The organism is Nonomuraea sp. bgisy101, assembly GCF_057708945.1.
On sequence record NZ_JBYITD010000010.1, the window covers coordinates 59,782 to 86,754 of the forward strand.

At 71.6% G+C, this 26,973-nt stretch carries 23 protein-coding genes; 16 read left to right on the forward strand and 7 right to left on the reverse strand.

The features are described 5' to 3' along the window. From AC3EO4_RS20090 to AC3EO4_RS20115, 6 genes are all read left to right on the forward strand, one after another. A complete protein-coding gene (locus AC3EO4_RS20090; protein ID WP_379574820.1) occupies positions 1–633 on the forward strand; it encodes a response regulator in 633 nt (210 codons plus the stop codon). A gap of 211 nt (positions 634–844) precedes the next feature. After that, entirely contained in the window at positions 845–1,024 is a 180-nt protein-coding gene (locus AC3EO4_RS20095) for an ATP-binding protein (RefSeq protein WP_379575001.1), read from the forward strand. After that, positions 1,021–1,677, forward strand: coding sequence for a response regulator transcription factor (locus AC3EO4_RS20100; protein WP_431897051.1), 657 nt, complete (start codon positions 1,021–1,023; stop codon positions 1,675–1,677). The genes AC3EO4_RS20095 and AC3EO4_RS20100 overlap by 4 nt, the downstream gene beginning before the upstream one ends. 183 nt (positions 1,678–1,860) lie before the next feature. Next, the gene (locus AC3EO4_RS20105) at positions 1,861–2,478 is read left to right on the forward strand and encodes a TetR family transcriptional regulator (RefSeq protein WP_379574821.1); all 618 of its coding nucleotides are present in this window, start codon (positions 1,861–1,863) and stop codon (positions 2,476–2,478) included. Continuing rightward, positions 2,475–2,666, forward strand: coding sequence for a ferredoxin (locus AC3EO4_RS20110; RefSeq protein WP_379574822.1), 192 nt, complete (start codon positions 2,475–2,477; stop codon positions 2,664–2,666). The genes AC3EO4_RS20105 and AC3EO4_RS20110 overlap by 4 nt, the downstream gene beginning before the upstream one ends. Positions 2,667–2,676: 10 nt before the next feature. Next, a complete protein-coding gene (locus AC3EO4_RS20115; RefSeq protein WP_431897054.1) occupies positions 2,677–3,951 on the forward strand; it encodes a cytochrome P450 in 1,275 nt (424 codons plus the stop codon). A gap of 206 nt (positions 3,952–4,157) precedes the next feature. Here the strand turns inward: AC3EO4_RS20115 and AC3EO4_RS20120 are convergent, their stop codons facing one another. Then, positions 4,158–5,453: an NYN domain-containing protein gene (locus AC3EO4_RS20120; RefSeq protein ID WP_431897341.1), complete on the reverse strand. Its 1,296-nt coding sequence runs from the start codon at positions 5,451–5,453 to the stop codon at positions 4,158–4,160. Positions 5,454–5,626: 173 nt separating this feature from the next. Next, positions 5,627–8,107, reverse strand: coding sequence for a sigma factor (locus AC3EO4_RS20125; RefSeq protein WP_431897055.1), 2,481 nt, complete (start codon positions 8,105–8,107; stop codon positions 5,627–5,629). A 287-nt stretch (positions 8,108–8,394) separates the two neighbouring features. Here AC3EO4_RS20125 and AC3EO4_RS20130 point away from each other — a divergent pair, with 287 nt between their 5' ends. Then, complete coding sequence (locus AC3EO4_RS20130; protein WP_379574825.1) at positions 8,395–8,934, forward strand: orotate phosphoribosyltransferase; 540 nt, start codon at positions 8,395–8,397, stop codon at positions 8,932–8,934. Here the strand turns inward: AC3EO4_RS20130 and AC3EO4_RS20135 are convergent. Continuing rightward, on the reverse strand, positions 8,903–9,343 hold the full coding sequence (locus AC3EO4_RS20135; protein WP_431897056.1) for a hypothetical protein: 441 nt from the start codon (positions 9,341–9,343) through the stop codon (positions 8,903–8,905). The genes AC3EO4_RS20130 and AC3EO4_RS20135 overlap by 32 nt on opposite strands. 43 nt (positions 9,344–9,386) lie before the next feature. After that, entirely contained in the window at positions 9,387–10,082 is a 696-nt protein-coding gene (locus AC3EO4_RS20140) for a DedA family protein (protein ID WP_379574827.1), read from the reverse strand. Positions 10,083–10,199: 117 nt separating this feature from the next. Between AC3EO4_RS20140 and fbaA the strand changes: the two genes are divergently transcribed. From fbaA to AC3EO4_RS20160, 4 genes are all read left to right on the forward strand, one after another. Further along, positions 10,200–11,210 carry a class II fructose-bisphosphate aldolase gene (fbaA, locus tag AC3EO4_RS20145; protein ID WP_379574828.1) on the forward strand — a complete coding sequence of 337 codons (1,011 nt, stop codon included), beginning with the start codon at positions 10,200–10,202 and terminating at the stop codon, positions 11,208–11,210. 266 nt (positions 11,211–11,476) lie between these two features. Next, entirely contained in the window at positions 11,477–12,838 is a 1,362-nt protein-coding gene (locus AC3EO4_RS20150; RefSeq protein ID WP_431897058.1) for a WD40 repeat domain-containing protein, read from the forward strand. 599 nt (positions 12,839–13,437) lie between these two features. Then, positions 13,438–17,100, forward strand: coding sequence for an outer membrane protein assembly factor BamB family protein (locus tag AC3EO4_RS20155; protein WP_431897343.1), 3,663 nt, complete (start codon positions 13,438–13,440; stop codon positions 17,098–17,100). A gap of 2 nt (positions 17,101–17,102) precedes the next feature. Continuing rightward, a complete protein-coding gene (locus AC3EO4_RS20160) occupies positions 17,103–18,503 on the forward strand; it encodes a hypothetical protein (protein WP_431897059.1) in 1,401 nt (466 codons plus the stop codon). A gap of 93 nt (positions 18,504–18,596) precedes the next feature. Here the strand turns inward: AC3EO4_RS20160 and srmL are convergent, their stop codons facing one another. Both srmL and AC3EO4_RS20170 read right to left on the reverse strand, forming a co-directional pair. After that, a complete protein-coding gene (gene srmL / locus AC3EO4_RS20165) occupies positions 18,597–19,955 on the reverse strand; it encodes a PheS-related mystery ligase SrmL (protein ID WP_431897060.1) in 1,359 nt (452 codons plus the stop codon). A gap of 380 nt (positions 19,956–20,335) precedes the next feature. Next, a complete protein-coding gene (locus AC3EO4_RS20170) occupies positions 20,336–20,737 on the reverse strand; it encodes an NUDIX hydrolase (protein ID WP_379574832.1) in 402 nt (133 codons plus the stop codon). 260 nt (positions 20,738–20,997) lie between these two features. On the opposite strand from AC3EO4_RS20170, the gene AC3EO4_RS20175 reads away from it, so the two are divergent. Further along, on the forward strand, positions 20,998–21,984 hold the full coding sequence (locus AC3EO4_RS20175) for an aldo/keto reductase (protein ID WP_431897062.1): 987 nt from the start codon (positions 20,998–21,000) through the stop codon (positions 21,982–21,984). Positions 21,985–22,090: 106 nt separating this feature from the next. Here the strand turns inward: AC3EO4_RS20175 and AC3EO4_RS20180 are convergent, their stop codons facing one another. Then, the gene (locus AC3EO4_RS20180) at positions 22,091–22,729 is read right to left on the reverse strand and encodes a TetR/AcrR family transcriptional regulator (RefSeq protein WP_431897063.1); all 639 of its coding nucleotides are present in this window, start codon (positions 22,727–22,729) and stop codon (positions 22,091–22,093) included. A gap of 74 nt (positions 22,730–22,803) precedes the next feature. On the opposite strand from AC3EO4_RS20180, the gene AC3EO4_RS20185 reads away from it, so the two are divergent. The 4 genes from AC3EO4_RS20185 to AC3EO4_RS20200 all read left to right on the forward strand — a co-directional run bounded on the left by AC3EO4_RS20185 (position 22,804) and on the right by AC3EO4_RS20200 (position 26,953). Next, positions 22,804–23,499, forward strand: coding sequence for a carboxymuconolactone decarboxylase family protein (locus AC3EO4_RS20185; RefSeq protein ID WP_431897065.1), 696 nt, complete (start codon positions 22,804–22,806; stop codon positions 23,497–23,499). 254 nt (positions 23,500–23,753) lie between these two features. Further along, complete coding sequence (locus AC3EO4_RS20190; RefSeq protein WP_379574836.1) at positions 23,754–24,164, forward strand: DUF3151 domain-containing protein; 411 nt, start codon at positions 23,754–23,756, stop codon at positions 24,162–24,164. A 97-nt stretch (positions 24,165–24,261) separates the two neighbouring features. Continuing rightward, complete coding sequence (locus AC3EO4_RS20195) at positions 24,262–25,545, forward strand: adenylosuccinate synthase (RefSeq protein WP_379574837.1); 1,284 nt, start codon at positions 24,262–24,264, stop codon at positions 25,543–25,545. A gap of 502 nt (positions 25,546–26,047) precedes the next feature. Further along, the gene (locus tag AC3EO4_RS20200) at positions 26,048–26,953 is read left to right on the forward strand and encodes a glycerophosphodiester phosphodiesterase family protein (protein ID WP_431897067.1); all 906 of its coding nucleotides are present in this window, start codon (positions 26,048–26,050) and stop codon (positions 26,951–26,953) included. Positions 26,954–26,973 lie beyond the last annotated feature (20 nt).

Consider the following 26,973-nt stretch of genomic DNA (forward strand, 5'->3'; position numbering starts at 1 on the left):
ATGGCAGACCGAGCCAAGATCCTCCTGGTCGACGACCGTGAGGAGAACCTCATCGCCCTGGAGGCGATCCTCAGCTCGCTCGACCTGACGCCGGTGCGCGCCAAGTCGGGCGAGGAGGCGCTCAAGGCGCTGCTGGGCACCGAATTCGCGCTGATCCTGCTCGATGTGCGGATGCCCGGCATGGATGGGTTCGAGACCGCCGCCCACATCAAGCGGCGGGAGCGCACCCGCAACATCCCGATCATCTTCCTGACCGTCGTGGACAGCGCCCCCGACTACGCCTTCCGCGGTTATGCCGCGGGCGCCGTCGACTACCTCACCAAACCGTTCGACCCGTGGGTGCTCAGGGCGAAGGTGTCGGTGTTCGTCGAGCTCTACAACATGCACAAGCGGCTGACCGAGCAGGCCTCGCTCCTGCGGGAACGGCTGGCGGGCGAGCTGCCGCCGGGCAGCAGCACGGCCCAGGCGGCAGTCCTGCCGGAGCTGTCGCGGCGGCTGACGGCCGTGGAGGACGAGCTCGACCGGGTGCGCGAACTGGCCAAGAAGTCGGCCGACCCCTCGCTCGCCGCACCCCTGTCGGACCTGTCCGACCGCGTGTCCCACCTCCGGGCCGGCTTCGACGCGCTGGGCTGACCGCCGAGGACCCCTCGGCGCGTCCGGCTCCCCCGACCTCTTGGGGGAGCCCCCGGGCAGCGCGCCGACCTGCCGCGACCGCGTACCACCATGCTGCTTGCCTGATCGCTCAGGTCCATGGCCGGCGGTCACTGTCCGGACGCAGCGAAGGTGACAGCAGGACCTGCGCCCGATCTGGGCACCATCACTTCGACGGGCGTCGAAAGTCCGGCTGGCGCAGCCCTTCGAGCGGCTCGGCGGCGAACGTACCGGCTCCTCGGGGCTTGGCCTGTCGATTGTGGCGGCCGTGGCCGCCGCCCACGGCGGCCGGCTCGCCCTGCTTGCCCGGCCGGAGGGCGGCCTACGCGTGTCGATCGCCCTTCCGGCCGCGAAGGTGCCGGTGAGGGCGTGAGGATCTTGGTGGTCGAAGACGACGACGCCCTCGCCGAGGTCGTCGCCGAAGGGCTACGCGACCAGGGGATGGCCGTTGACCTGGCCTACGACGGGCTCACCGCCGTCGCCAAGCTGGACCTCACCGCGTATGACGTGGTGCTCCTGGACCGGGACCTCCCCAGCCTGCACGGCGACACCCTGTGCCAGATGATTACCGACCGGGCGGACCGGCCGATGGTGCTGATGCTGACTGCGGCCAGTGCGCCCGGCGACCGGGTCAGCGGGTTGACCCTGGGCGCGGACGACTATCTTGCCAAGCCCTTCCACTTCCCGGAGCTGATCCTGCGCATCCAGGCGCTGGCCCGCCGCAAACCGGACGCGCGACCCCGCATGCTGCACGTGGCCGGGATCGCGCTGGACCCGGTACGCCGCACCGCCGTTCGCGACGGGCGGCAACTTGACCTCTCAGTGAAGGAGTTCGCCGTGCTCGAGGCGCTGCTGCGGGCAAGCCCGGGCTTCCTGAGCACCGAAACCCTGCTCGAGCAGGTATGGGACGAAAACGCCGACAGTTTCACCAACACCGTGACGGTCACGGTGGGCAGGCTGCGGCGCAAGCTCGGCGACCCGCCGCTCATTGCGACGGCGCGAGGAGTCGGCTACCGGATCACTTGATCAACGACCTGCGGCGGTACCTGGGCGAACCGGACCGGCCGACGCACGGATCTCGGCAGAAGCGCGCACCGGCCAACCGAGGTCATCTCGGCCGCGGTTCATGGAGGGTGGCTCGATGCCCGCTGCAGCACCACACCTACCTCCGCTCTTGACGAATCAAATGAACGAATTTTTAATTCGTTTATGGGGCGTATCGCGGGCGTTACGGCCGCCGAAACGCGCGAGCGGTTGTTGCACGCGGCCGCCGACGTCTTCGCCCAGCGCGGGTACGACGGCACGCGGGTGGCCGACATCGCCGCGGCCGCGGGAGTGAGCAACGGCGCGCTGTACGCACACTTCGGTTCCAAGGCCGAGCTGCTCGTGGCCGCCCTGCGCGCGCACGGCCCGCGGCTGCTCGCCGACCTGCTCGCCGCCGATCCCGACCGGTCCATCACCGACCTGCTCCTCGTCATCGGCCGCCGGCTCCCCCGCCGCCGCGACGCCCACGGCTACCTCATCGTCGAAGCGCTGGTGGCGGCCCGTCGCGACGAGGACGTCGCCCTGCCGATGCGCGACTACGTCGGCGAACGCGCCGACTGGCTCTCGGGACTCGTCCACGTCGCCCAGACCGGTGGCGAACTCGACCCCGCGCTGTCACCGAACGCGCTCGCCCACTTCTGCCTCCTGCTCGCGATAGGCAGCGCCCTCGTCCCGCCCGACCTGCACGCGGTCGACGACGAGGAGTGGACCGCGTTGCTCACCCGCGTCGTGGCCGCCCTCGCCCCTGCCGACACCACAGCACAGAGGGGAGCACCGCAATGAAAGTGAAGATCGATCCCGGACGATGCCAGGGGCACGGCCGCTGCTACGACCTCGCGCCCAGTCTGTTCGGCGAGGACGAGGAGGGCTACGGCAAGGTCGTCGGCGACGGCGTCGTGCCCCCGGGCGAGGAGCAGCCGGCGCGGCTGGCCGTGTCCAACTGTCCTGAGAGAGCCATCGAGATCCTCTAGGAGCCGTGACATGACCGTCGACGACCGCTTCAACGAGCAGGGGTTCGAGGACGGGCTCCGCGACCGCTCCCTCGGCGCGCGCAGCGAGGTCATCACCGGCCCGGTCTCGGACTGGGCGACCGACTTCTCCCACGCCGAGCCCGAGTGGGCGGCCGACCCGTACCCCATCCAGGACGATCTGCGGCAGCGCTGTCCGATCGCCCACACCGAGCGGTTCGGCGGTGGATGGCTGCCGACCCGCTACGAGGACGTCGCGGCCATCGCCTACGACACCGAGCGCTTCTCCTCCCGTTCGATCATCGTGAGCAACGTCCGGCCGCCGCGCGAGCTGGCACCGGTGGGCGCGGTGCCGCCGATCTCCTCCGATCCGCCGTTCCACCACGACGCGCGCAAGCTGCTCCTTCCGGTCTTCACCAAGACGGCGGTCGCCACGCGGGAGCGGGCGACGCGGGCGTTCTGCCACTCGCTCATCGACGCGCTGGAGGGGCAGGACGTCGTCGACGCCGCCCGCGACTACGCCCAGCACATCCCGATGCGCGTCATCGCCGACATGCTCGGCTTCCCGCCCGAGGACGGGCCGCAGTTCCGCGAGTTCGTCGAGAACGCGCTCGAAGGCGTCGACCTGCCGCCGGAGGAGCGCGTCACGCGGGTGGAGAAGCTGTTCACCTACCTGCTCGCGCAGATCAGGGACCACGTCGACCACCCGCGCGACGACCTCACCACCTACCTGATCAACGCCGAGCTGTACGGCAGGAAGCTGGAGCCGTCGCACGTGGCGGGCACGATGTCCCTGCTGCTCATCGCCGGAATCGACACGACATGGAGCGCGATCGGCGCCTCGCTGTGGCACCTGGCCAGGACGCCGTCCGACCGCGAGCGCCTGGTGGCCGAGCCCGGCCTGCTGCCTACCGCGATGGAGGAGCTCCTGCGGGCCTACGCGCCGGTCACGATGGCGCGGCTGGTCAGGGACGACATGCACTGGCGCGGGGTCGACATGAAGGCCGACGACTGGATCCTGCTGTCGTTCCCCGCCGCCAATCGTGACCCCGCGCAGTTCGACCTGGCTGACGAGGTCGTCATCGACCGGGAGGTCAACCGGCACGCCGCGTTCGGCCTCGGCATCCACCGTTGCGTCGGTTCGCACCTCGCCCGCATGGAGCTCCGGGTCGCCCTGGAGGTCTGGCTGGAACGGGTCCCGGCGTTCAGCCTCGAGGATCCGGCGGCCGTGACCTGGTCCACAGGCCAGGTCCGGGGACCGCGCACGCTCCCGCTCCGCGTCGGCTGACCGTGCCGAGGGCCCGGCGAGCACCGCCTCGTCCTTCTGGCGGGTCTGGAGAACCGCTGGCCAGGCGCCGTTCCGCACTCGCCAGTGGATCCCGTCGATCAACTGCCGCTGCTGAACGACGACGACCGTCCCGGCCGCTTGTCGATCCAGACCGGCCCCGCCCCGGCAGTCCGGGCTCGCACGCAGCGGGCTTCGATACAGGTCCTCTAGCGGCGGGCGCGCTCCAGCGCGTCCCAGAAGCCGCGTCGCAGCGCGTGCCGTACCTCGTCGTGCAGCAGGAAGTCGATCGGTAGCGAGGATCCCTGCAGCAGGCGCGCCTCCAGGTCGGACGGCATGCGCGGTTTGCGAGCCAGCACCGCCTCCAGCCACAGCGCGGGCGCGTCGCGGGCGACCGACTCGCCGAAGTCGTGCCCTTCCTTGTGCGCCGCCTTCACCGCGTCGGCCAGCGTGGTCGCCGCGCCGGTGGCGGTCGCGGGGGCGGGGGCGACGGGCGCGGGCTGCGGGCCCGTGTAGGGGCCGAGCTGTGTGGGCTGGTAGGTGCCGCCGCCGGCGGGCGAGGGGAACTGGCTGGTGCTCTGCGTCGGCCCCGTCGGGCTGTGCGAGACGGTCGGCGCGGCCGGCGCGGGCTGCGGGGGCGGCGCGAGCGGCGGTGCCTGCGGCGCGGACTGCGGCTCCGGCTGGTAGCTGGGATAGGCGGACAGTGCGGGCTGCGGGGGCGTCTGCGCCCGGCTGGGAGCGGGCGTGGCGGCGGGGGTGACGGGCGGCAGCGGCTGGCTCTGCGTGGGAGCGTTCGCCAGGTGGGAGGCGTGACTGCCGGACTGCACAGGCGGCACGGATGGCACGGACGGCGCGGATGGCTGGAGCAGCGGCGACGGGGCCAGAGGTGAGGGGGCGGGGGTCGGCGGCAGCGCGTGGGAGGCCTGGCCGTTGCTGACGGGCTGGACGCCGTTGGACGCCTCGGTGAAGCCCGAGACGAGGTTGACGTAGGGACGCAGGTGGCCGCCGCCGATCTCGATGAGGTCGTCGCTCTCCTGGCGCAGCGACCGCGACACCGCCCAGCCGCCGTCGGCGGTGATGTGGACGACGGTGACGCGGATGCCGAGATCCTGGGCGTCACAGACCACCTGGGTGAGGTCCTCGTCGCCGCTGACCACGACCGCGTCGCAGATCGCGCTGTTGCGGGCGAGCGTCATCAGGTCGCGGTGCACCTGTGCGTCGACGCCCTCACGGCGGCCAGGCCTGATGCGCGACAGGCGGAGCTTCAGCCCCGGGATGTCGGCGAGCACGTCGTGCTCCGGCGTGCGCCTGCCCTCGACGGTCGCTTCGTACCAGTAGCAGCGCAGCAGCGGCAGTCCGGTGCGCTCGCGCGACAGGTTGGTCATCAGCTGCAGGAGGCCCGGGTAGTCCCACGAGACGGCTTCGCGATGGCGGGTCCCATGCACGGCCATCGCGCCGTCGGCCAGCAGATAGCCAGCGTCGACGAACAGCGCGCAGCGATCCACTGACACCGCCCCTTTCTCCAGGCCCGACCCCTACCGGCTCTGCACCGCCAGAGCCGGACTCGGCGGCCCTCTCTCAGGGTAATGAAGCATCTGATCGTTGGAGGGTGAATCCCGGCGAATCGGCGGGACGCCAGCGGATTCACGCAGACCGTACCAGTTTGTCCTGTTCTCGGTCACGACCGCGCCGGTACGCTCACGGCCGCCACGCCGAAGAGCACGACGTCGCGTTTCGTGGAGATCTTCAGCGTAGGACGGTCCGCCAGCGTGGCTCTGAACGAGTCGACATCGACGCCGAACGTCATCCCCGTCGCGCCGTTGGAGGAGCTGTCGAAGACGTTGCCCGCATCGTGGTCGCCGCTCTCGGAGACGCCCGCCGACACCCGGTCTCCCCGGAGGTCGGCGTCGCCCTCCCAGGTCACCAGCTCGATGTCGGCGGGGCTCGCCGCGGGGATCAGCCCGCTCAGTGGCAGTTCGAGGAGCGGTTCCTCGGCGCCGACGACCGTGGCCGCGTCCAGGACCACCGCCTGGCTGTACTGCCTGCCCGGATCGGTCGCGATCACCACCAGGCTCCATCCGGCGTGCTCGGAGACCCCCTCCCGCATCGGCGCGTCGGCGGCCCACCACGCCCCCGTGCGCGGGGTGTCGCTGACCAGGTCCGTCACGTCGGCGAAGGCCTGGTAGCCGGGCCCCGTGGGCAGTTCCCTCTCCGTGACCTCGTCAGGAAGGACCGTCCGGTAGCGCCTGGCCCCCGCCGCCCTGAACTTGATCGGGCCCGCCTGTTTCACGCTGCCCGACCAGTAGAGCCCCGCCCAGACGACCTGGCCTCCGTCGGGCATCTCCAGGCGGGCGCCGCTGGAGGACTTCGTCGACGCCACGCCGTCGGCGTCGAGGGCCACCATCGGCCACAGGTCGTTGTCGCGCCTGCCACGTTCCCTCCGCTGCCGCGTCTCTCCGCAGCCCTCGCGCTCGTCAGGGCAGGTCAGCAGCGTGTTGCCGACCGCCCTGACGACGACCTTGCCGTCGGTGGCGAACCGCGCGGGCGCCCCCTCGGCGCGCACCCCCGCGCTGGCGCTCGCGGAGACGCTGACCTCGCCGGACGAGATCCGTACGGCGGGGCCCCCTCCCTCAGGTGCGTGGGCGGCCACCTCGACGCGCAGGAAGACGGCCGTCGCCCTGCCCGCGGCCAGCGGGCCCCTGACGCACCTGGCCCCGCCGCCCTGCGGCTCGCACGACCAGCCGTCGACCGTGCCGACGGGGTCGACCGTGCCGGCCGCGTTGCCTCGGGCCCCGGCCGGGACCAGCGTGACACCCTCCGGCAGGTCGACCAGCGCGACGAGCTCCTCGCTCGCCGCCTTCCCGTTGTTGCGCAGCCGTACCGCGACGATGCCTGGCTCGGACTTGACCAGGGCGCCGAGCGGCTGGATCGAGGCGCGGAGCCTGGAGGCGCCCTGCCGATCGGAGGGGACGGCCGCCTCCACGGGCGGCGGCACCAGCCGGGGGCTGGGTCTCGCCCCCGTCCGCGAGGGCTCGGGGTCGGGCCGCACGAGCGGATGTTGCGGGACGACCGTCGGGAGCGCCCGGGGCGGTGGCAGGGGTTTGTCGTCGGAGGCCGGCATCAGCACGGCGGCCGTCGCGACCGCCACCGTGACGCCGCCCGCCAGCGCCACCTGCCGGCTCTTGGGCGCCCGCCTGATCCAGGCGAGCGCGTAGAGCAGGCCGCCACCTCCCGTCACGCCCGCCTTGGCAAGGCCCGCGACGTAGGCGGCGTAGAAGGGGCCGACGAACAGGGGACCGACGGTGACGCGCAGGCCCTGGTCGACGTCGGTCAGCTCGAGGAAGACCGCGCGGCATTCGCCGCACTCGCCGATGTGCTCGTCGACGGCCCTGCCGTCGCGCCTGGCCAGCCCGCCCCGCACGTGGGCGCCCATCTTGCCGAGCACCGGCCTGCACGCCTGGTGCGGCGCCCCCGCCAGGTGCATCTGCAGGTACGCCTGGCGCAGCCCTTCCCTGGCCCGGTAGGCCAGCGCGGCCACGCCGTTGGCCGACAGGCCGAGCAGCGGGGCCACGTCGGCGGGCCTGGCGTTCTCCACCTCGGTGTGCCACAGCACGAGCCGCCACCGCTCGGGCAGTGACAGGAACGCCCTGGCGATCAGCGACTTCTCCAGACCGGTGAGCGCGGGATCGATGAAGGGCACCCCGGGGTCGAACACCTCGATCCGTCCCGTGGCCACCTGGCGGCTCTCCACGCGGTCCCTGTCGTAGACCGTGCGGCGCACGACCGTCAGCAGGTACGGCCTGAAGGCCACCTCGGGCCCTCCACCGCGCCCCACCAATTCGATGATCTTGGTGAAGGACTCCGCGACCACGTCCTCGACGACGTCGTCTCCGTTGACCATCTGGCGGGCGAGAGAGCGGGCGGCGCCGACGTGACGCGTCCAGAGCTCTCCGAACGCGCTCGCGTTGCCCGCGCGAGCCGATTCAAGGAGATCCGCATCACTTTGCGGCGATTCGACACTCATAGTTACCTCACGATTACCCGGAGTTGCCACGCGAATCATTCCGCATTCCGCGTCATGACTAACTCCAAAGACCGTCTTTGGCTGTGAGGCGTCTTCGAGAGGAGGAGTGGCGCTTCCTGAAGACGCGCCGCGCATCAGATGGACGGAAGGAATCCAGGGGTCTTGGCGCCCGGTGGCGCCAAGAGAGCATGGCCGCGGGCTGGGCGGTGCCCGACGACTGGTGGACGCCGGCCGTCGAGCAGGCTGGGCGACCTGCGCTGCGAGGACCCGCTCACCGGCCTGGTCAGCCTCGCCTACCTGCGCACCAGGCCGGCCGAGATCTACCGCGAGGGCACCGCCCGGCTGCGGCCGGAGGGCGTCGTCGATGTCATCGCCCTCCCCGGTCGCTATCGGGACGCGCCGGCGACTTTAAGCTTGTGGACATGACTGACCGCGAGAACCTGCTGGCCGAGATCCTCAAGAAGGCCGTCGTGCACGGCAAGGTCGTGCTCTCCTCGGGTATGGAGGCCGACTTCTACCTCGACCTGCGGCGGATCACGCTCGACGGGGTGGCCGCACCGCTCGTCGGAAGAGTCATGCTCGACCTCACGGCCGACCTCGACTACGACGCGGTCGGCGGCCTCACCCTCGGCGCCGACCCGGTCGCGGGGGCCATGCTGCACGCGGCCGCGGCGCGGGGCCGTACCCTCGACGCCTTCGTGGTGCGCAAGGCGCAGAAGTCACACGGCATGCAGCGCAGGATCGAAGGCCCCGACATCGAGGGCCGCAGGGTCCTCGTCGTCGAGGACACCTCCACCACTGGCGGCTCGCCGCTGACCGCCGTCGCGGCGGCGCGGGAGGCGGGCGCGCACGTCGTCGCCGTCGCCACCATCGTCGAGCGGGGCGCGGCGGGCAAGATGGCCGAGGAGGGCATCGAGTACCTCAGCGCGTTCACCCTCCAGGACCTGGGGCTGAACGCGTGACGGAGAACGTCTCCCGCTGACCCGCCTTGCCCGCCGGGCGGGGCGTGCCGTTCACGGTGATCTCGACCGTGCCCGCGTCCTCGACCGCGACGTCGAGCTCGGCGTCGAAGAAGGAGATCCGCTCGCCGCCGCTCAGGTCACGGTCGTTGAGCACGTCGCCGCCCGGCACCCGTACCAGCACCGGAGGGCACGCCTCGGCCGTGCACACGATGGAGAGCGTCGGCACCTTCGCCGTCGCCGTGGCCGACTCCTCCGGCGTCGCGGACGGTCGCGGCATGGGGGCAGCGGCGGACAGCGTGCCCACGAGCGCGCGGGCTCCGGCGAGGACAAGGGCCACCAACAGGACGACCCCCAGGCCGATCAACGCCAGGCGAGCCATCCCCATCGGATCGGATCGATGCCGTCCCACAAGGGGGAGGGTAGCCAACGGGATGGCCGCCCTCCGAGTGGCATCACGGAATGCGGTGGTGTTTGCCCTGCGGCTCGGGAACCTTGCGGCCGCCTGCCCTGCGGCTCTTCACGACCTCGATGATGATCGGGATCACCGAGATGAGCACGATGAGGAAGACACCGGGCAGGATGTACTTGTCGATCTTGTCGGGGTCGACCTGGTTGCCCAGGAAGTGGCCGATGAACAGCATGCTCTCGACCCACAGGAACCCGCCGACGACGTTCCAGACGAAGAACCTGCGCGCGGGCATCTCGAGCACGCCCGCCACCGGGTTCATGAACGTGCGGACGATCGGCACGAACCGCGCGATCATCACGGCCTTGGCGGGGCCGAACTTCTCGAAGTAGTACTCGGCCTTCTCGACGTACTCGCGCTTGAACAGCCGCGAATCAGGCTTGTCGAACAGCCTGCGCCCGACCTTCGCGCCTATCAGGTGCCCCAGCTGCGCCCCCGCCACCGCGCACAACGGCGTGCCGATGACCAGCACGGGGAACGACAGCGGCTCGATGCCGATGCCCTTGGCCGCCGCCGCGGAACTGAAGATGCCCGCGGCCACCAGCAGCGAATCGCCCGGCAGGAAGAAGCCGATCAGCAGACCCGTCTCCGCGAAGATGATGGCGAGCACGCCGATCGTCGCGAAGGCGCCGAGCATGGTGAGCCACCACTGCGGGTCCACGAGGTCAAGGATCGATTCCACGGGCAGAGCCTACCTGGCAGGCGGCCACCGACGGGCGTGCGTTGTCACTACCCCAGCGGGTAGGGAGCCGGAATACTGGGCACCGCGAAGCCAAAAGACATTCCAGGGAGATGAACCATGCCTATCGCTACTCCAGAGGTCTACGCCGAGATGCTCGACCGGGCCAAAGCGGGCGGGTTCGCCTACCCGGCGATCAACGTGACCTCATCGCAGACCTTGAACGCGGCCCTCCGCGGATTCGCCGAGGCCGAGAGCGACGGAATCATCCAGGTGTCCACCGGTGGCGCCGAGTTCCTGTCCGGCACCACGGTGAAGGACATGGTCACCGGATCGGTGGCGCTCGCCGAATACGCGAGGGTGGTGGCCAAGAACTACCCGGTGACCGTGGCGCTGCACACCGACCACTGTCCCAAGGACAAGCTCGACGGGTTCATGCGGCCGCTGATCGAGCTGTCGCTCCAGCGCGGCGGCGACCCCATCTTCAACTCCCACATGTGGGACGGCTCCGCCGTACCGCTGGAGGAGAACCTGTCGATCGCGCGCGAACTCCTGGAGAAGTGCCACCGCGCGAACATCATCATGGAGATGGAGATCGGCGTCGTCGGCGGCGAGGAGGACGGCGTCGTCGGCGAGATCAACGAGAAGCTGTACACGACCGCCGAGGACGCCCTGGCCACCGCCGAGGCCGTCGGCATCGGCGACCGGGGCCGCTACATGCTCGCCGCGACCTTCGGCAACGTGCACGGCGTCTACAAGCCCGGTCACGTCAAGCTGCGCCCGTCGGTGCTCAAGGAGATCCAGGACGCGGTCGGCGCCAAGTACGGCAAGGAGAAGCCGTTCGACCTGGTCTTCCACGGCGGCTCCGGATCGCACCTCGAGGAGATCCATGAGGCGATCTCCTACGGCGTGGTGAAGATGAACATCGACACCGACACGCAGTACGCGTTCACCCGCCCGGTCGCGGACCACATGTTCCGCAACTACGACGGGGTGCTGAAGGTCGACGGGGACGTCGGCAACAAGAAGGCCTACGACCCCCGCTCGTACGGCAAGTCGGCCGAGGCGGGCATGGCGGCTCGCGTCGTCCAGGCCTGCCAGGACCTCATGTCGGCGGGAACGAAGCTCTGACCGCACGGGCCCTCGCGCGCTCCGCGGGTGAGGGCCCATGCTTCTTCGTGCGGGGAGCCGGCTCCCCGCACCACGGACGCCCGACCCGGCGCCCCGGACACGCCGGACACGCCGCCTGGTTCTCTGGACACGCCGGACGTCGCCTGGCGGCCCCTGGGCGCGCCTGCTGGCGGCCCGCCTCGGCCCGGGCGTCCGTCCGGCTCGGCCGGAGCGTTGGGCGGCGCCCTCGAGAGTGGGCGCGTCATCCGACAGGGGCGTGAAAACGCATGCTTGAACCGTGGAAGATCCTTCTGGACGGCGACCACACCGAGGCGGTCTGGGCGGAGATCACCAGACACGCCGAAGGGCTCCCGGCCGAGCGGCTCGAGGTCCTGAGAGACGATCTGCGCGGCTGGGCCGGGAAACGCCCGATGCCGGAACGCTGGTGGCGGGAGTCACGGCGCGGCGAGCACCACCCCTGGCACGCGCTCTGCGACCACTACGTCCTGTGGCACCCGAGGATCGGCCCGGACGATGACGACGACGTCGATCCGCCGGAGGGCGAGCCCGATCTCGAGCACGGCGTCGCGACGGGGGCGGTGAGTCCCGACCTGCGGTGGCTCGTCCTCGCGGCGGAGCCGGAGGGTGACCGCCGCGGCGGCGACATCGGGTTATGGGATACCGCCGCCGGATCGTGGCGACCGATGTCGGCCTCCGGCCATGACGACCGGCTCTCGGCCCACGACGTGCGGTTCAGCCCCGACGGCTCCCTGGTGGCGATCGGCATGCGCGCCGGGGGCGATCGCATACGCCTGGCGGTGTGGCGTACCGATGATTCGGAACTCCTGTGGTCGGCGGGCCCTGGCGAGGCGGACGACACCGACCCCTGGCGGTTCGATCCGCGTGACGGGTCGAAGGTCGTCGTGGCGTTCAGCGGAGACGGCCGACGGCTGGTCAGCGTGGACATCGTCGCCGCCGAGGCCGGGAAGGGACGCGTCGTGGTCGTCGAGTCCGAGACCGGCGAGGTCCGGTTCGGCGCCGCGGCCCGTGTCCACGGGTCGCCGGTTCTGGACCACACGGGAGAACGGCTGGCCTACCTCGGCCAGGACGGGAACCTGGTTGTCCAGGCGGTCGCGTCAGGAGAGATCCTGGTCGACCACCCCATCGGCGGTCCCACGGACGAGCCCGCCGACCGGCCCACCGGGGGTCTCACCGGGCGACTCACCTGCGGGCTCACTGGCGGACCCACGGACGAGCACAAGCGCGAGCCCACCGGCCGGCCCACCAGGAGTCTCACTCAGTGGCTCGCTGGGGGGCTCGCCTTCTCGCCGGATGGGGGCACGCTGGCGATCGGGGGCGAGGGAGCGGTCGGGCTGTTCCGCTTCGAGACAGGGGAGTTGGAACACTTCGAGAGCTCCGGCGAGCGAGCGGACGTGCTGTGGCCGCGGCAGGGCCTGCGCGTCGTCCATCACGAAGGCGATCGCGTCACCGTGACCTCCGGCGTCGAGGGCGAGGTGCTGTGGTCGAGCCGTCCTGAGGACCTCCACTCCTTCACACCCGCGGGAACCGAGCTGGTCACGACCCGGCTCGGCCCCGGCGGAGGCGAGACCACCGTCTGGTTCCCCCGCGATCCCGGCACACAGATATGACACCCACGGCCACCGCGCCGGCCGCCACCCCCACCCGACCTGGGCGGAGGCAGGACCACCATCTGGTCCCCCGGCGACCCCGGCACACAGATATGACACCCACGGCCACCAGGCCGGCCATCACCCGGGCCGGCCTGGGCGGAGGCGAGACGACCATCGGGTTCTCCCGCGACTCCGGCACGGAGGTATGACCCCCGCGTGGGCCGGGACCGGCGCGTCCTCTCGGTCGGCTGCGACAGGGGCTGAGTCGCCGGCGCGGTGAGCAGCCGCGTCCTCAGGCGGGCCGCGTCGTCCTCCGCGTCGGCGCCAGGCCGGCACGCGTGCCCACGTTCGGCGATCGCTGCGGGTGAATTCTTGGGGCGGGTCGGTGAACATCGTCGCCTCGCTCTCGTTCACCCACCGTCAACTTGTCTAGCTTAGTGCGCATGCCTATAGCGACATTTCGCACATTTCATGCTGGGCGGATCCTCTGCACCTTAGTCGCCTCACTGATCGTTGCATTGGGAATCACCGCTGGTCCAGCCTCTGCACACCTGAGCCGGCAGCACGCCGAGCTGGTCGTCCACTCCACCACAAGCGTGACAAGCGGCCGCTTGGTTGTGCACAAAGACGTGGTCACGCCGGACCAGGCGGGAGCCTGGGCGAAGGGGCTGCTCGAGGGTGGGTGCCCGGTCACTGCGCAGGGGATCTCCGGTGACACGGGCGGCATTCCCGGTGGTGTGGTCATCGAGCTCGCGTGGCCGTGCCAGGTGGACAAGCTGGATCTCGGCGGCGTGCTGAAGTCCGGCGGACTGTCGGAGATCATCACCGAGTTCGACGGCACCACCGTGAACGTGACGACCGAGCTGCCCGTCGTCGACGGCGTCGGCGCGCACGCCGCCGCCGCTTCGGTGTCGACCGGCCTGGTCGCCGCGGGTCTCGCCCTCACCGTGATCCTCGCGCTCCTGGGCGGCGTCCTGGCCGCGTCGCGGCGTCGCCGTACCGGCTCGCGTGCGACACGGACGCCCAGGCGTACCGCCGGCGCGGCCGTCGCGGCGGTGCTGACCGCGGTCGTGCTCGCCCCGGGTGCCGCACTCGCCGACCCGAGCGAGGCGGCCCCGTCCGCGGCCCCGTCCGCAACCACGGCCCCGATCACGGACGGGATCCCGGCAGCGGACCAGACCCCGGCCCCCGATCCCGCCACGGCCACGAGCACGAGCACGACACCGAGCGCGACGCCGAGTACAGGCGCGACGCCGAGCGCGGGCGCCGCCGGTGGCGGGACGCTCGCGATCACGACGGCGAACCCGAGGGCCGGACAGCCGGTCACGTTCAGCTACACCACCGACAAGCCGGGCGCGCTCAACTGGGTCGGGCTCTACGCGGCCGGCGACAAGCCGGGCCAGGTCGCCTCGCGTACCTGGGTGCGGGCACCTCTCGCGTCGGGAACGGTCACCCTGTCCACCGGCGCGCTCGGTGAAGGCGCGTGGAGCGCGCACTTCTTGGCCAACGACGGCTACGAGCCGCTCGCCGATCCCGTGACGTTCACGCTGACCGGGCCCGGGGCCGAGCCTGTGAGCGTCGAGGGCGCGGTCTTCGCCGACCAGGACGCCGACGGCGTCAGGGACGAGGGCGAGAAGGGTCTGGCGGGCGTGTCCGTCACCGACGGCGCGGTCTGGGCGACCACCGGCGCCGACGGCGGCTACACGCTGACCGTCGACAAGGCTCGCAGGGAGACCGACCTGGTCAACGTCGTCTCACCGGACGGCTACACGCCCGTGCTGCGCGACGACTACGTGCCCACCTACTTCCGCGAGGTGAAGGACGGGCAGCGCCTCGACTTCGCGCTGGTGCCGGACACCAACGCGGCCGACCCCAGAGAGAAGTGGCTGATGGTCTCGGACGTCGAGGTGGGCAACCGCACCGACGCCGAGGCGAAGAGCGCGCTCCCGCAGTGGCAGGGGCACGTCGAGGCGATGTCCGAGGTGCACCGCGCCACGCTGACGATCACCACGGGCGACCTCACCGTGACCGACTACGCCGAGGAGCCGCGCCGCCAGGGCGGCTACGACATGCTGAGAGAAGGCCTGCGCAAGGGCGCGCTCGGCATGCCGTTCTATCCGGTCATCGGCAACCACGACGTGGGCGGCACCGCGACCTCCACCGGTTACGGCGGCAGCCTGGAGTACTGGCGCAGGAACCTCGGCCCCGAGTGGTACAGCTTCGACCGCAACGGCCGGCACATCGTGGTGCTCGAGGACAACTACGACGCCCGTGGCCTCGTCCCGCAGCTGGCCTGGCTGCGCGAGGACCTGCGCAGGCACGCCACGGGCAAGCAGGTGCTGGTGTTCGCCCACCGCTCGCTGTTCACCCGCTGGGGTCCGGGCGCGGGGATGCAGCCGACCGTCGACGAGCTGGCGAAGTACGACGTGCGCATGTTCGCGGCGGGCCACAACCAGCAGGCCGAGTACAGGCGCGGCGCGTTCGCCAGGTCGGTCGAGGTCAACAACATGGGCACGTACGGCATCGACGCCGCCAGGCCCGACTACAAGGTGCTGGACTTCAGCGGCATCACGGGGAAGGACACCGGTTACGTCACGGGCACGCGCCGCCAGTTCGAGGTCGACGACGACGTCGCACTGGTCAGCCCCGCCCAGGACAGTGTCCACAGCGCGTGGTCGGGCGTGCCCGTGGAGCTGTACGCCGAGGACGACGGCCGCACCCCCGCGACGGCCTCGCTGACCCTGCGCCTGCGCGGCACGACCGTCTGGCGGGAGAAGGCGATGCCGTTCGGCCGCGCCACCTCGCCCAAGGGGATCGTCAACTGCTACACACCCCCCGGCGGTACGGCGGAGCCGTGCCCTCAGGCGCACGTGTCGTGGACCAGGGTGAGCGAGCGGATCAAGGGCCTGCTTCCCGGCACGTACACCGCGGAACTGGTTGTCAAGGACACGGCGGGCAAGACCTGGCCCACGGTCAGGACCACCTTCAAGGTGACCGGCGACCCGCGCTCCGGCAGGCCGTCCACCGGCCAGGACTGGACCAGGCAGGGCGGTGACGAGGAGGGCCGCTCGTCGGCCAATGACGACCCGGGCGCCACGCTCGACCTGCGCTGGGCGGCCAACACCGGTGAGCAGTTCCACCTCAACGGGGCCGCCGTCTGGGACGGCAATGTGATCGTGGCCTCGCAGGCCTTCGACTCGCCGTACAGCATGATGCTCGCCTACGACGCGCGGACCGGCGCGGAGAGGTGGCGCACGTACCTGGACGGCGACGCCGAGTCGTTCCCGACCGTGCACGACGGCAAGGTCTACCTCACCACGGGAGTCGGGCGGGTCTACGCCCTCGACGCGAAGACCGGCAAGGTGGTCTGGGAGACGATCGACGCCGAGCAGGTCACCGGGAAGACCGTGCGTCGCTACGGCCGCGCCGGCGGTCCCGTCAGCGTCTTCGACCTGCCCGACGGCCGCGCTGTCGCCGTCTACCAGGAGTGGGACGGCGTGCGCTGCCGCGACGCCAGGACCGGCACCCGCCTGCCCGGCGGGTTCAGCGCGCCGGGCGCGTGGGGCGAGTTCCACAGCGTCGCCGTACGGCGGGCCGGCTCGACCACCGCCTACCTGCACTCGGGCTCCAGCCAGTCGCTGATCGCGATGGACCTGGCCACCTGCAAGCAGCAGTCCTCGGTGGACACGGGCGGCGACCTCTTCAGCCAGTCCTCCCCCGTGTTCACGGACACCCAGATGGTGACCGCGACCACTTCCGGCGTACGCGGTCACGACCTGCAGGCGGGCGGCAAGGTGCTGTGGCAGGCCAAGCTCGGTACGGCCGCCGTGTGCGAGCCGGGGCCGCCGCCGGTGACCAGCCCGGCGACCAGGGGCGCGATGGCCTACGTGGCCAGCATGGACGGCGTGGTCAGGGCCTACGACACCGCCTCGGCGACGCCGGGGAAGCCGGTGTGGGAGACGCCGCTGGGCTACCTGCCCGGGGAGAGCCCGATGGATGACAAGTGGCGGGTCGCGGCCGGGTGCGCGGGCGCCGGGCCCGGATCACCGGCGATGCACGCGCTGGCGACGGAGACCGTGGTGTACGCCACGACCTGGGACGGGCGCGTGGTGGCGCTGGACCGGGCGAACGGGCGGAAGCTGGCCGAGCACGACCTGGGCGGAGGTGTGGCGTCGGCGCTGTCGGTGAGCGGGAACGTGCTCTACGCGCTGACTGACGACGGCTCCATCCACGCGCTGGTCACCAGGAAGTCGCGCGGCCGCGGCGGTTCCAGTCAGTGATCGTGCTTCTGACACGGGTCCTGGCTCGCGTGCTCGCGGTGGCGGGCGTCGCGGCTGTGGTCCTGCTGGCGGCGGCGGGCCAGGGGTGGGCGCACCCCTTCGGCCCGCCGCTGGTGGCGAAGGTCACGGCGGACCGCGACGTGGTCGAGGTGACCTGGTCGGCGGCCGAGGACGACCTTGCGGCCCTCGTCCGGACCGGCCCCGTCCCTGACTATCTCGGCGCGCACATCGGGGTGGCGCAGGGCGGAAGGACATGTGCGCTGGAGGCGGTGAGGGCCGAGGCTTTCGCCGCCTCCGGGGCGGTCCTGCGTTTCCGGTGCCCGGCGCGGGTCGCGGCGGTGACGCTGACGATCACCATGCTGACCGACGTGAACCCGAACTACCGGACGGTGTCCACCACACCGGCAGGCGGCGGCGCCCTGCACACGGCGACGGCTCCGGCCCACGTCCTCACCCTCGCGGGCGGTCCGGGAACCTCGGATCCGCCTGCCCCGGTGGGGGCCGCGTCGGTCTGGGCGGCGGAGCTGTCGTCGCTGGTGGAGTCGGACGCGGTACTCCCGCTCGCGCTGCTGGTGGCGCTGGTGGCGGGCGCGGCGCACGCATGCGCGCCCGGCCATGGCAAGACGCTGACGGCCGGGTACCTCGTCGGCGGCAACGGCCGTGCCAGGGACGCGGTGTGGCTGGGCGTGGTCGTGGCGGTCATGCACACGGTGTCGGTGGGCGTGCTGGCCGTCGGCTGGTGGATCGCGATGGACGCGGCGCCGGACCTGGGTGTGGTGACCCGGTGGCTGCAGCTGGCCTCGGCGCTCATCGTGCTGGCGGTGGGCGTCGGCCTCGTCCACCGCCACCTCCGCGGCCGCCGCACCCATGACCATCACGGCCATGGGCACGGCCACGGACACGGGTCCGGGTCCGGGCATGGGCATGGGTCCGGGCACGGTCACGAGGTCGGGCATGGGTCCGGGCATGGGTCCGGGCACGGTCACGAGGTCGGGCATGGGTCCGGGCATGGGTCCGGGCATGGGTCCGGGCATGGGTCCGGACACGGTCACGAGGTCGGGCACGGGGCTTCGTTGCTCACCTGGCGAGGGATCGTGACCATCGGCGCATCCGGAGGACTGCTTCCCTCGCCCTCGGCCTTCCTCCTCCTGCTCACCGGTCTGCTCACCGGCAGGGCGGCCTTCGCCCTCGCCATGGTGGCGGCGTTCGGCGCGGGGATGGCGATCACCCTGGCGGGCGTCGGCCTTGCCGTCCTGCGCGGGCGGGATGTTCTCGCCGGCGTGACCACGCGGCCCTGGCTGCGGAAGTGGAGCCTGCGCCTGCCGCTGGTCGCGGCATGCCTGGTGGTCGCCGGCGGGGTGGCGGCCTCCCTCCTGGCCGCCGTGTCGCTGATGAGCGCCTGACGCGCCGCCCCGGCCGCGATCGTCCCGCGGGCCGAGGGCGGCGCGTCGGGAGGGAGCGGCGCGTCGGGGCGGGGTCAGGCGGGCGGGGCGGGGTCAGGCGGGTCGGGTTGCCGGTGGCGGAGGCGTTCCCGGGGACGTGGCCGGTGGCGGGATGAGGTGGGTGGCGGGTCGGGTCGCCGGCGGCGTTCCCGGGGACGCGGCCGGTGGCGGGATGACGCGGGTCGCGGATCGGGTCGCCGGTGGCGGTGGCGTTCCCGGGGACGTGGCCGGTGGCGGGATGACGCGGGTCGCGTCGGGGGCCGCCCACTGGTGAGCGGTGCCCTGGTGGACGGCGGCGTAGACGTGGTCGCGCAGGGCGTTCGCCTCCTCGTCCGACAGGGTGCGCGCTGGATCACGCAACACGATGCGCAGCAGGACGTTCTTGTGGCCCGGCCGTGCCCCCAGACGTTCCACCGCGGCTGGAGGCAGGTCGCCGATCGAGGTCTCGGAGACGACGCGGATCTCCTCGATCGCGTCGGCGTGGGGGCCGAGGGCGTCGCGGACCGCTCCCCCGAGGGTCTCGGCGTCGGCGTCGGCGGGCACGGCCACCGACAGGTCGCGGGAGATCGGCGGGTGCTTGGACACCGGCCGGTAGGGGTCCAGGTCGAGCATCTGGCCGGCGATGCGCGCGTCGGCGGCCGTCAGCAGGCGGATGTCGGGGATGCGCTTGCGGAGCATCAGCAGCCGGTCCAGCCCGAGGCCCATGGCCAGGCCGCTGACGGTGGCGTCGAGCCCTGCCCCTTCCAGGACCCGGCGTGAGGCCAGGCCGCATTCGGCGATCTCGATCCACTCCTCGCCGACCCGGACGTCGATCTGGCGGCCGTCCGCGGTGTAGGGGTGGGATGCCGGGATGGTCCGGTACGGCAGGCCGGGAAGGATCGAGCCCACGACGGCGGCGATCATCTCCTCGAGGTCGCCGGCGTCCATCGGCCGGCCTGTGACGATGCGCCAGAGGTCGAGCTGGTGCGGGGTGCCGGTGTGGATCCGGTCGACGACGTCCCGCCGGTAGACCAGCCCTGGACAGGCCAGCAGGACGTCACGCCAGCCGTACCCGCCGCCGGCGGTGTTCTGGGCCGCCAGCCCGCGGAGGGCGGGCGGGATGGCGGCGCTGGTGTGGCTGCGCAGCATGCAGGTCTCGCTGGCGTAGCGGGTGTAGCGGGCGTCTCGCGTGACGGCGTCCGGCGGATAGCCGAGCCGTTCGTAGTTGTCCTCGACGGGGACCAGGGGATGGGCCCTGACCACCCGGACGTCGTTGCGCCATGAGGCCTCAAGAGCCCGTACAAGAGTGTCGACGACGAGTTGGATGGCGTGCGGTCCTTGGGACGGGTCGCTCAGGTCGCGGACCGTCAACGCGCGAGCGAGCTCGCCGGCGTCGAGCACGTGGGAGGGGACGGTGAGCACAGGAGAAGACATGGGAATCCGATCGGTTCGCAGCGGACGGGGGTCTCCCCCGGCCGGCCCGCCGCTGGGCGTCGATGCGGCCGCCGTCTTCCTGTGGTCAGGTCAGAGCACGCCGATGCGCCCCAGCGGCCGGCATCGCCGGCCGGGGGCGGATAAATCGCCTAGTGCCCGACATGGTCACGACCCTAACATCCGCCGCACGCCGATGATCGGCCCTACGGCGAGCGGAACCATGGCCGGGACCCGCTCCGCCGCGCATCGGGGCACGCCCCCGCCGCGGCCGGCCATCAGGGCACGCCGCCCGCGGGCCGGCCATCAGGGCACGCCGCCCGCGGGCCGGCCATCAGGGCACGCCGCCCGCCGGGGCCGTTACGGCACGCCGTCCGGCAGGCTCAGTCGAGGAGGGCGGCCGCCTTGAGGTCGTCGAAGATCAGCTGATCCACCGGGGCGATCCTGTCGCGGTCGGCGTACGTCAGCCACGCGACCTCTTCGATCTCGCTGCTGGGGGTGAGCGTGCCACGATAGTCGCCGCTGTAGCAGGTCATGCGAACCAGCACGCCGTCCGGATGACCGTGGGCCTGCGCCTCGTAGACGCCCAGGTGGGCGATGGTGTCGGGCTGGAGCTCGACGGCGAGCTCCTCCTCGATCTCCCGCAGCAGCGTCTCGGTGTCGCTCTCGCCCTCCTCCCGCTTGCCGCCGGGGATGTAGTAGGTCTCCTTGCCGCGGGAGCGCGTGCTCAGGATCTTGCCGTCCTCCAGCCGCACCCACGCCACCTTGTCGATGACCGCCGACATCGTGATACCTCCCGTGCTCTGGAGCCGTCCGGCCCCACCGCACCCTATCGACCATTGATCGTTTGGCGGGGCGAACGTCAAGAGGCCGAACGGCCCAGGGCCGCCATGTGCCGCTCGGCTGGCACGTGACCAGCCGGGGGATGCGCGCGGGGCCCGAGGAGGGCGGCGACCGCGTCGCAGGGTTGACCTGGAGTGTGCTCCACGTCCCAGACTCCCGTTCAGAGGCCGGGGAGACGATCCGGCCGCACTGGAGGGACGCCATGAAGTACCGCACCATCGGCACCGACCCGAAGACCCGCCGCGAGGTGAGCGCCCTCGCGTTCGGCGCGATGCTCCTCGGCTCGGTCACCGACGAGAAGACCTCCTTCGCCATCCTGGACCGGTACGTCGAGGCCGGCGGGACGTTCATCGACACCTCCGACAACTACGCCTTCTGGATCGACGGCGGTCAGGGCGGGCAGAGCGAGGAACTGCTCGGCCGGTGGCGGCGCAGCCGCGGTGTCGGCGACGAGATCGTCATCGCCACCAAGCTGGGCGCGCGGCCGCTGGCCCCGGGCACCGGTTACGTCGACAACGCGGAGGGGCTGTCGGCCAAGGTGATCAGGGAGTCCGCCGAGCGCAGCAGGGAGCGGCTCGGCGTGGACAGGATCGACCTCCTCTACGCGCACATCGAGGACCGCACGGTGCCGCTGCGCGAGACCGTCGAGGGCTTCGCCGAACTGGTGGCGGAGGGGACGGTCGGGCTGCTCGGGGTGAGCAACCACGCCATCTGGCGGGTGGAGCGGGCCCGCGCCATCGCCGCGGCGGCCGGGCTGCCCGGCTACGAGGTCCTGCAGTACCAGCACAGCCACCTCCGTCCACGCTTCGACGTGCCCGAGTCGATCTTCGAGGACGGCAGCCTCGGCCACGCGGGCGCCGAGCTGCTGAGCTACCTGCGTGCCGAGCCCGAGCTGACCCTGGTCGCCTACTCGCCGCTGCTCGGCGGCGCCTACGCCAGGGCGGACAAGCCGCTGCCACGCGACTACGACCACCCGGGGACGCCCGCCAGGCTGGCCGTGCTGCGCGAGGTCGCGAACGAGACGGGGGCCACCGTGAACCAGGTGGTGCTCGCCTGGCAGATCGGTGGGAGGTTCCCGGTGATCCCGCTGGTGGGTGCCTCCTCCGTGGCGCAGCTGGAGGAGAGCCTGGCCGCCGTCGACCTGGAGCTCACGGAGGAGCAGCGAGGACGGCTGGACGCGGCCAACTAGGCCGTCGCCGCAGGTCGGATCGACCTGGCCCGCTTCCCCATGGGGTCACGACAGGTCGGCCCGACCAGGCCCGCTTCACCCACGGGGTCACGACCCCCGGGCCGCGCTAGGGGGTCGCGGGCCGGACGCCCACGAGTTTGGTGAGGAATCGATCGACCTGCTCCTCCAGCGGCGGCCACGGGAGGTCGGGCTGGTTGACTCGCATCGACACGGCGCCGTGGACGGCCGCCCTCAGGTCCAGTGACACCACCGCCGCGTCGTCGGCGGGGGCGAGCCCGGCGTCCATGCATCGCCGGACCGCGGCGGTGGTGCGTTCGGCCAGCTCCTGCTTGAACGACATGGCCGTCCGCTGATTGAGGGTGCTCTCATGGAGCACCTTGTAGAGGCCGGGGTGCCGCTGGACCCACGTGCCGAGCAGAAGGACCCGGGCGCGCAGCCCGGCCACCGGGTCGTCGGCGCCCGCCTCGGCCTGGTCGACGGCCCGCACGAGGTCGTGGTGAAAGCGTTCCAGCGCCGCTAGCACGAGCGCGTCCCGGTCGGCGAAATGGATGTAGACCGAGGTCGCGGCGATGCCGACCTCGCGGGCCACGGCGCGCAGGGACAGCGCCTGATCGTCCGCGAGCTCGTCGAGCATCCGGAGTGCCGCGGCGACGATGTCCTCGCGCAGCCGTTCGCCCTGGCCGCGCGGGTTACGGCCGCGGCCGCCGCGTCGCGCGCCGTCCTGGGTCGGTGAGGTCACGTCCATGATCCGCCATTGTATGCGGACGCCCGTTGCACTACAGTCGTAGCGCTACAGTCGTTGTGTCAGAGAGGAAGATCATGAACTTTTCCACCACGGCACAGGTGAAGGCACTGGACCCGGTGTTCGCGGAGATGAGCGCGGCGACCGACCACGCGGTCTGGGAGGAGATCCCGGAGCTGACGATGCGGGAGAAGGTCCTGCTGTCCGTCGTCGCCGACGTCTGCCAGCAGACCCTCGGGCTGCCGTTGGAGCTGCACGTGACGATGGGCCTGGAGCACGGCGTCTCCGCCGACGATCTGCGGGAACTGCTTCGCTTCATCTCCTACGACAGCGGCTACCCCGCGGCCCTGGCGGCGTTGGCGCGCCTGACCGAGATCGAGAGGGAGCGGGGCCTGGCCGGCCCCACGGGAGAGGGCCACCCGATCGACGCCGGCGGCTCGGGAAGCCCGATCCCCGCTCCGACCAAGCAGGCTGTCCGCAACCTCCACGCCCGGTTCGCCGACTACATGGACTTGCAATCCCGCATGCGCGCCGGCATGCGGCGGCTGAGCGTGCGCGAGCGCGCGTTCGCGACGATGACCGTCGACGTGCTGTACCAGACGCTGGAGGAGAGCTTCCGCGTCCACGTCACGCGCGCCCTCAGCGCCGGCGCCACACCGGACGACGTGCGCGCCGTCGTGCGGTTCTCCGCCCGGTTCGGCATGACCAAGGCCTGGCGCGGGCTACGCGTGCTCGAGGCGCTCTTCACCGAGACCGGCACCGTCTTCGCCTGACCCTGCCGCACGGGCGGCCCCGGCCCGTCCAGGCCGGGGCCGCCCCAAGGTCACGGCCCCGGACCGGGGACCAGGCCGGGGCATCCCACGGTCACGGCCGGACCGGCGGTGACCAGGCCAGGGCCGTCCACGACCCCGCACCATCTCCGGGCGAGGGGCGCGCAGGGACGAAGCCCGCGGCGGAGTGGACGCTCGACGTACTGCGACAAAGATCTCCTAGCCACTTTCCGTGCCTGACGGGTATGACTTGTCCTATGGATAACCTTCTCGCCGGGCCGCCCCCGACTCACCTGCCGGACCTGCCCGAGGCCCGAGAGGCGCTGGAATCCGGCGCCAAGGCGTCCGACGTGGCAGCTCGCTTCCCCGCCTACCCGGCGGCATGGGCCGCGCTCGCGGAGGAGTACTTCGCCAATGGTCACGCCGTGACCTCCTACGCCTTCGCCCGCACCGGCTACCACCGGGGACTGGACCAGCTCCGCCGTAGCGGATGGAAGGGGCACGGGCCGATCCCGTGGGAGCACGAACCCAATCGCGGCTTCCTGCGCTGCCTCTACGCGCTGTCCAGGGCCGCTCAGGCGATCGGCGAGAAGGACGAGGCCGAGCGGTGCCTGCAGTTCCTGAAGGACAGCAGCGCCGAGGCCTATGACGCGCTCGCCAAGAGCTAGCTCTTGGGACGTTTGGGCATACTCGGGTAGTCTCTCCACGCAAGAGCCCCTGTCGCACTTGCGTCAGGGGTTTTCGTTTTGCTCGGGAGAGATAACCATGCCGGCTGTCGTTGTCTTGGGCGCCCAGTGGGGCGATGAGGGCAAGGGGAAGGCCACCGACCTGCTGGGCGGTGCCGTCGACTACGTGGTCCGCTACCAGGGCGGTAACAACGCGGGGCACACCATCGTCATCGGCGACCAGAAGTACGCCCTTCACCTCGTGCCCACCGGCATCCTGTCGCCTGACGTGGTACCCGTGATCGGCAACGGCGTGGTGATCGATCCCGGCGTGCTGCTGTCCGAGCTGGACGGCCTCGCCGAGCGCGGGATCTCCGCCGAGCGGCTGCTGATCTCGGCGAACGCCCACCTGATCATGCCGCACCACAAGGCGCTCGACAAGGTGACCGAGCGCTACCTCGGCAAGGCGAAGATCGGCACGACCGGGCGCGGCATCGGTCCCGCCTACGGCGACAAGATCTACCGCATGGGCATCCGCGTGCAGGACCTGCTCGACCCGGGCATCCTCGCGCAGAAGATCGAGGCGGTGCTCGGCGAGAAGAACCAGGTGCTGACCAAGGTCTACAACCGGCGCGGCATCGACGGGCAGAAGGTGCTGGAGGAGTACCTCGGCTACGCGGAGCGCCTCAAGCCGCACATCGCCGACACCTCGCTGGTGCTGAAGAAGGCGCTGGACGAGGACAAGTTCGTGCTGCTGGAGGGCGGCCAGGGCACGCTGCTCGACATCGACCACGGCACCTACCCGTTCGTCACGTCGTCCTCGCCGACCAGTGGCGGAGCGTGCGCGGGCGCGGGCATCCCGCCGAACCGGCTCACCCGGGTGATCGGCATCCTGAAGGCGTACACGACACGCGTCGGCTCGGGCCCGTTCCCGACGGAGCTGACCGACGAGATGGGCGACTGGCTGCGCACGACGGGCGGCGAGTACGGCGTGACGACCGGACGCAACCGCCGCTGCGGCTGGTTCGACGCGGTCATCGCGCGTTACGCCACGAGGATCAACGGAGTCACCGACTTCTTCCTCACCAAGCTGGACGTGCTGTCGGGGCTTGAGCGGATCCCCGTGTGCGTGGCGTACGACGTCGACGGGGTGCGGCACGACGAGATCCCGATGACGCAGACGGAGTTCCACCACGCGACACCGATCTACGAGGAGTTCCCCGGCTGGCAGGAGGACATCTCGAAGGCCCGCTCCTTCGAGGACCTGCCGCCGAACGCCCGGGCGTACGTGCGGACGCTGGAGGAGCTGAGCGAGTCGCGCATCTCGGCGATCGGCGTCGGCCCTGGCCGCGACCAGACGATCGAGCTCCACTCCCTGGTCTGACCCGCCCCGACCGGCCCCGCGCCTGCCTCCCGACACGCGAGAGGCGGGCGCCGGTGCCCGATGCGAGGCCAGGCCGCATGTGCCCCACGCAGGGCCGGGCGCCGGTTCCCGATGCGAGGTCCGGCGCCGGTTCGCGCCATCCGTGCGCCGGCGCCGGTGGCCTCGGGCGGCCGGCCGATCGTCCCGTACGGCAAGCCGGGTCAAGCCCACCATGGTCACCGGCTGACGTCCGTCCATCACGCCGCTCCTGCGACGCCGCCGGCCCGCCGCGACGTCCGGGTCACCCGGCCTTGCGGGGACGACGTGACGGCGGGGACCGGAGTCCTGCTGGAGCACGCGTGATGGACGGACGGTCGGCGGTGACCACGGTGGGCCTTCCCGTGCGATAGCCGTACAACGGCAGCCGTGGACGACCCGCCGGACGGAAGCGGAGAGACCGGGACAAACAGCTACCGGCGTGGCAGGCGCGCCAACGCGCCGGGCGGACGGTAAGGTCCCCCGTGTGCATGTCGAAATTCACGGTCACCGAGGTGCGAGAGGCCTCTGGCCCGAGAACACCCTGCCCGGGTTGAGCCATGCCATGGAGCTCGGCGTCCATGCGCTGGAGCTCGACGTCGCGCTCACCGCGGACCGGCGCATGGTGCTCACGCACGACCTCACCGTCTCCGCGGTGACGAGCGCGGACACGCGGCCGCTGACGGCGCAGGACCCGATGTTCCCCTACGTGGGCAAGCCGATCAACGCACTCACGCACGCCCAGCTGCGCATGCTGGACGTGGGGGTGCGGCTGCCGCGGCATCCCGACGACCCGTTCGCGCTCACGCAGAAGCCCATGCCGGAGACGCGCATGCCGACGCTCGGCGCGGTGCTCGGGCTGGTGAACGCCTACGACGCCGACGGGGTGCGGCTGCACGTCGAGCTGAAGTCCGATCCGACGAGGCCGGAGCTGACGTCGGACCCGCTGGAGTTCACCGAGGCGGTCGTGGCCGAGCTCGACAGGCACGGCAGGCTCGCCAACGCGGCCATCCTCAGCTTCGACTGGCGCATCATCGAGCACGCGGCCAGGCTGGCGCCGGACACCCGGCGGTTCGCGCTGATCGAGCTCGACACCCTGGACTGGAACGGCGACCTCGGCGACGACGTCCCCGCCGCGGCGCGCGCCGCGGGCGCCACGACGCTGTCGCCCGAGTACGACATGGTGGACGAGGCGCTGATGGCGCAGGCGGCGGCCGCCGGGCTGACCGTCGCGGTGTGGACGGTGAACGACGCGGCCACGGCGGGGCGGATGCTCGACCTCGGCGTGGCGGGCATCGTCACCGACTATCCGGACCGGATGCGCCAGGTGTGGGAGGAGCGCGGGCTCGCCCTGCCCCGCCCCGTCGGCCCTCTCAAGCCGGTCGGCGTCTGACCTTCACCCCGGCCGGTGAC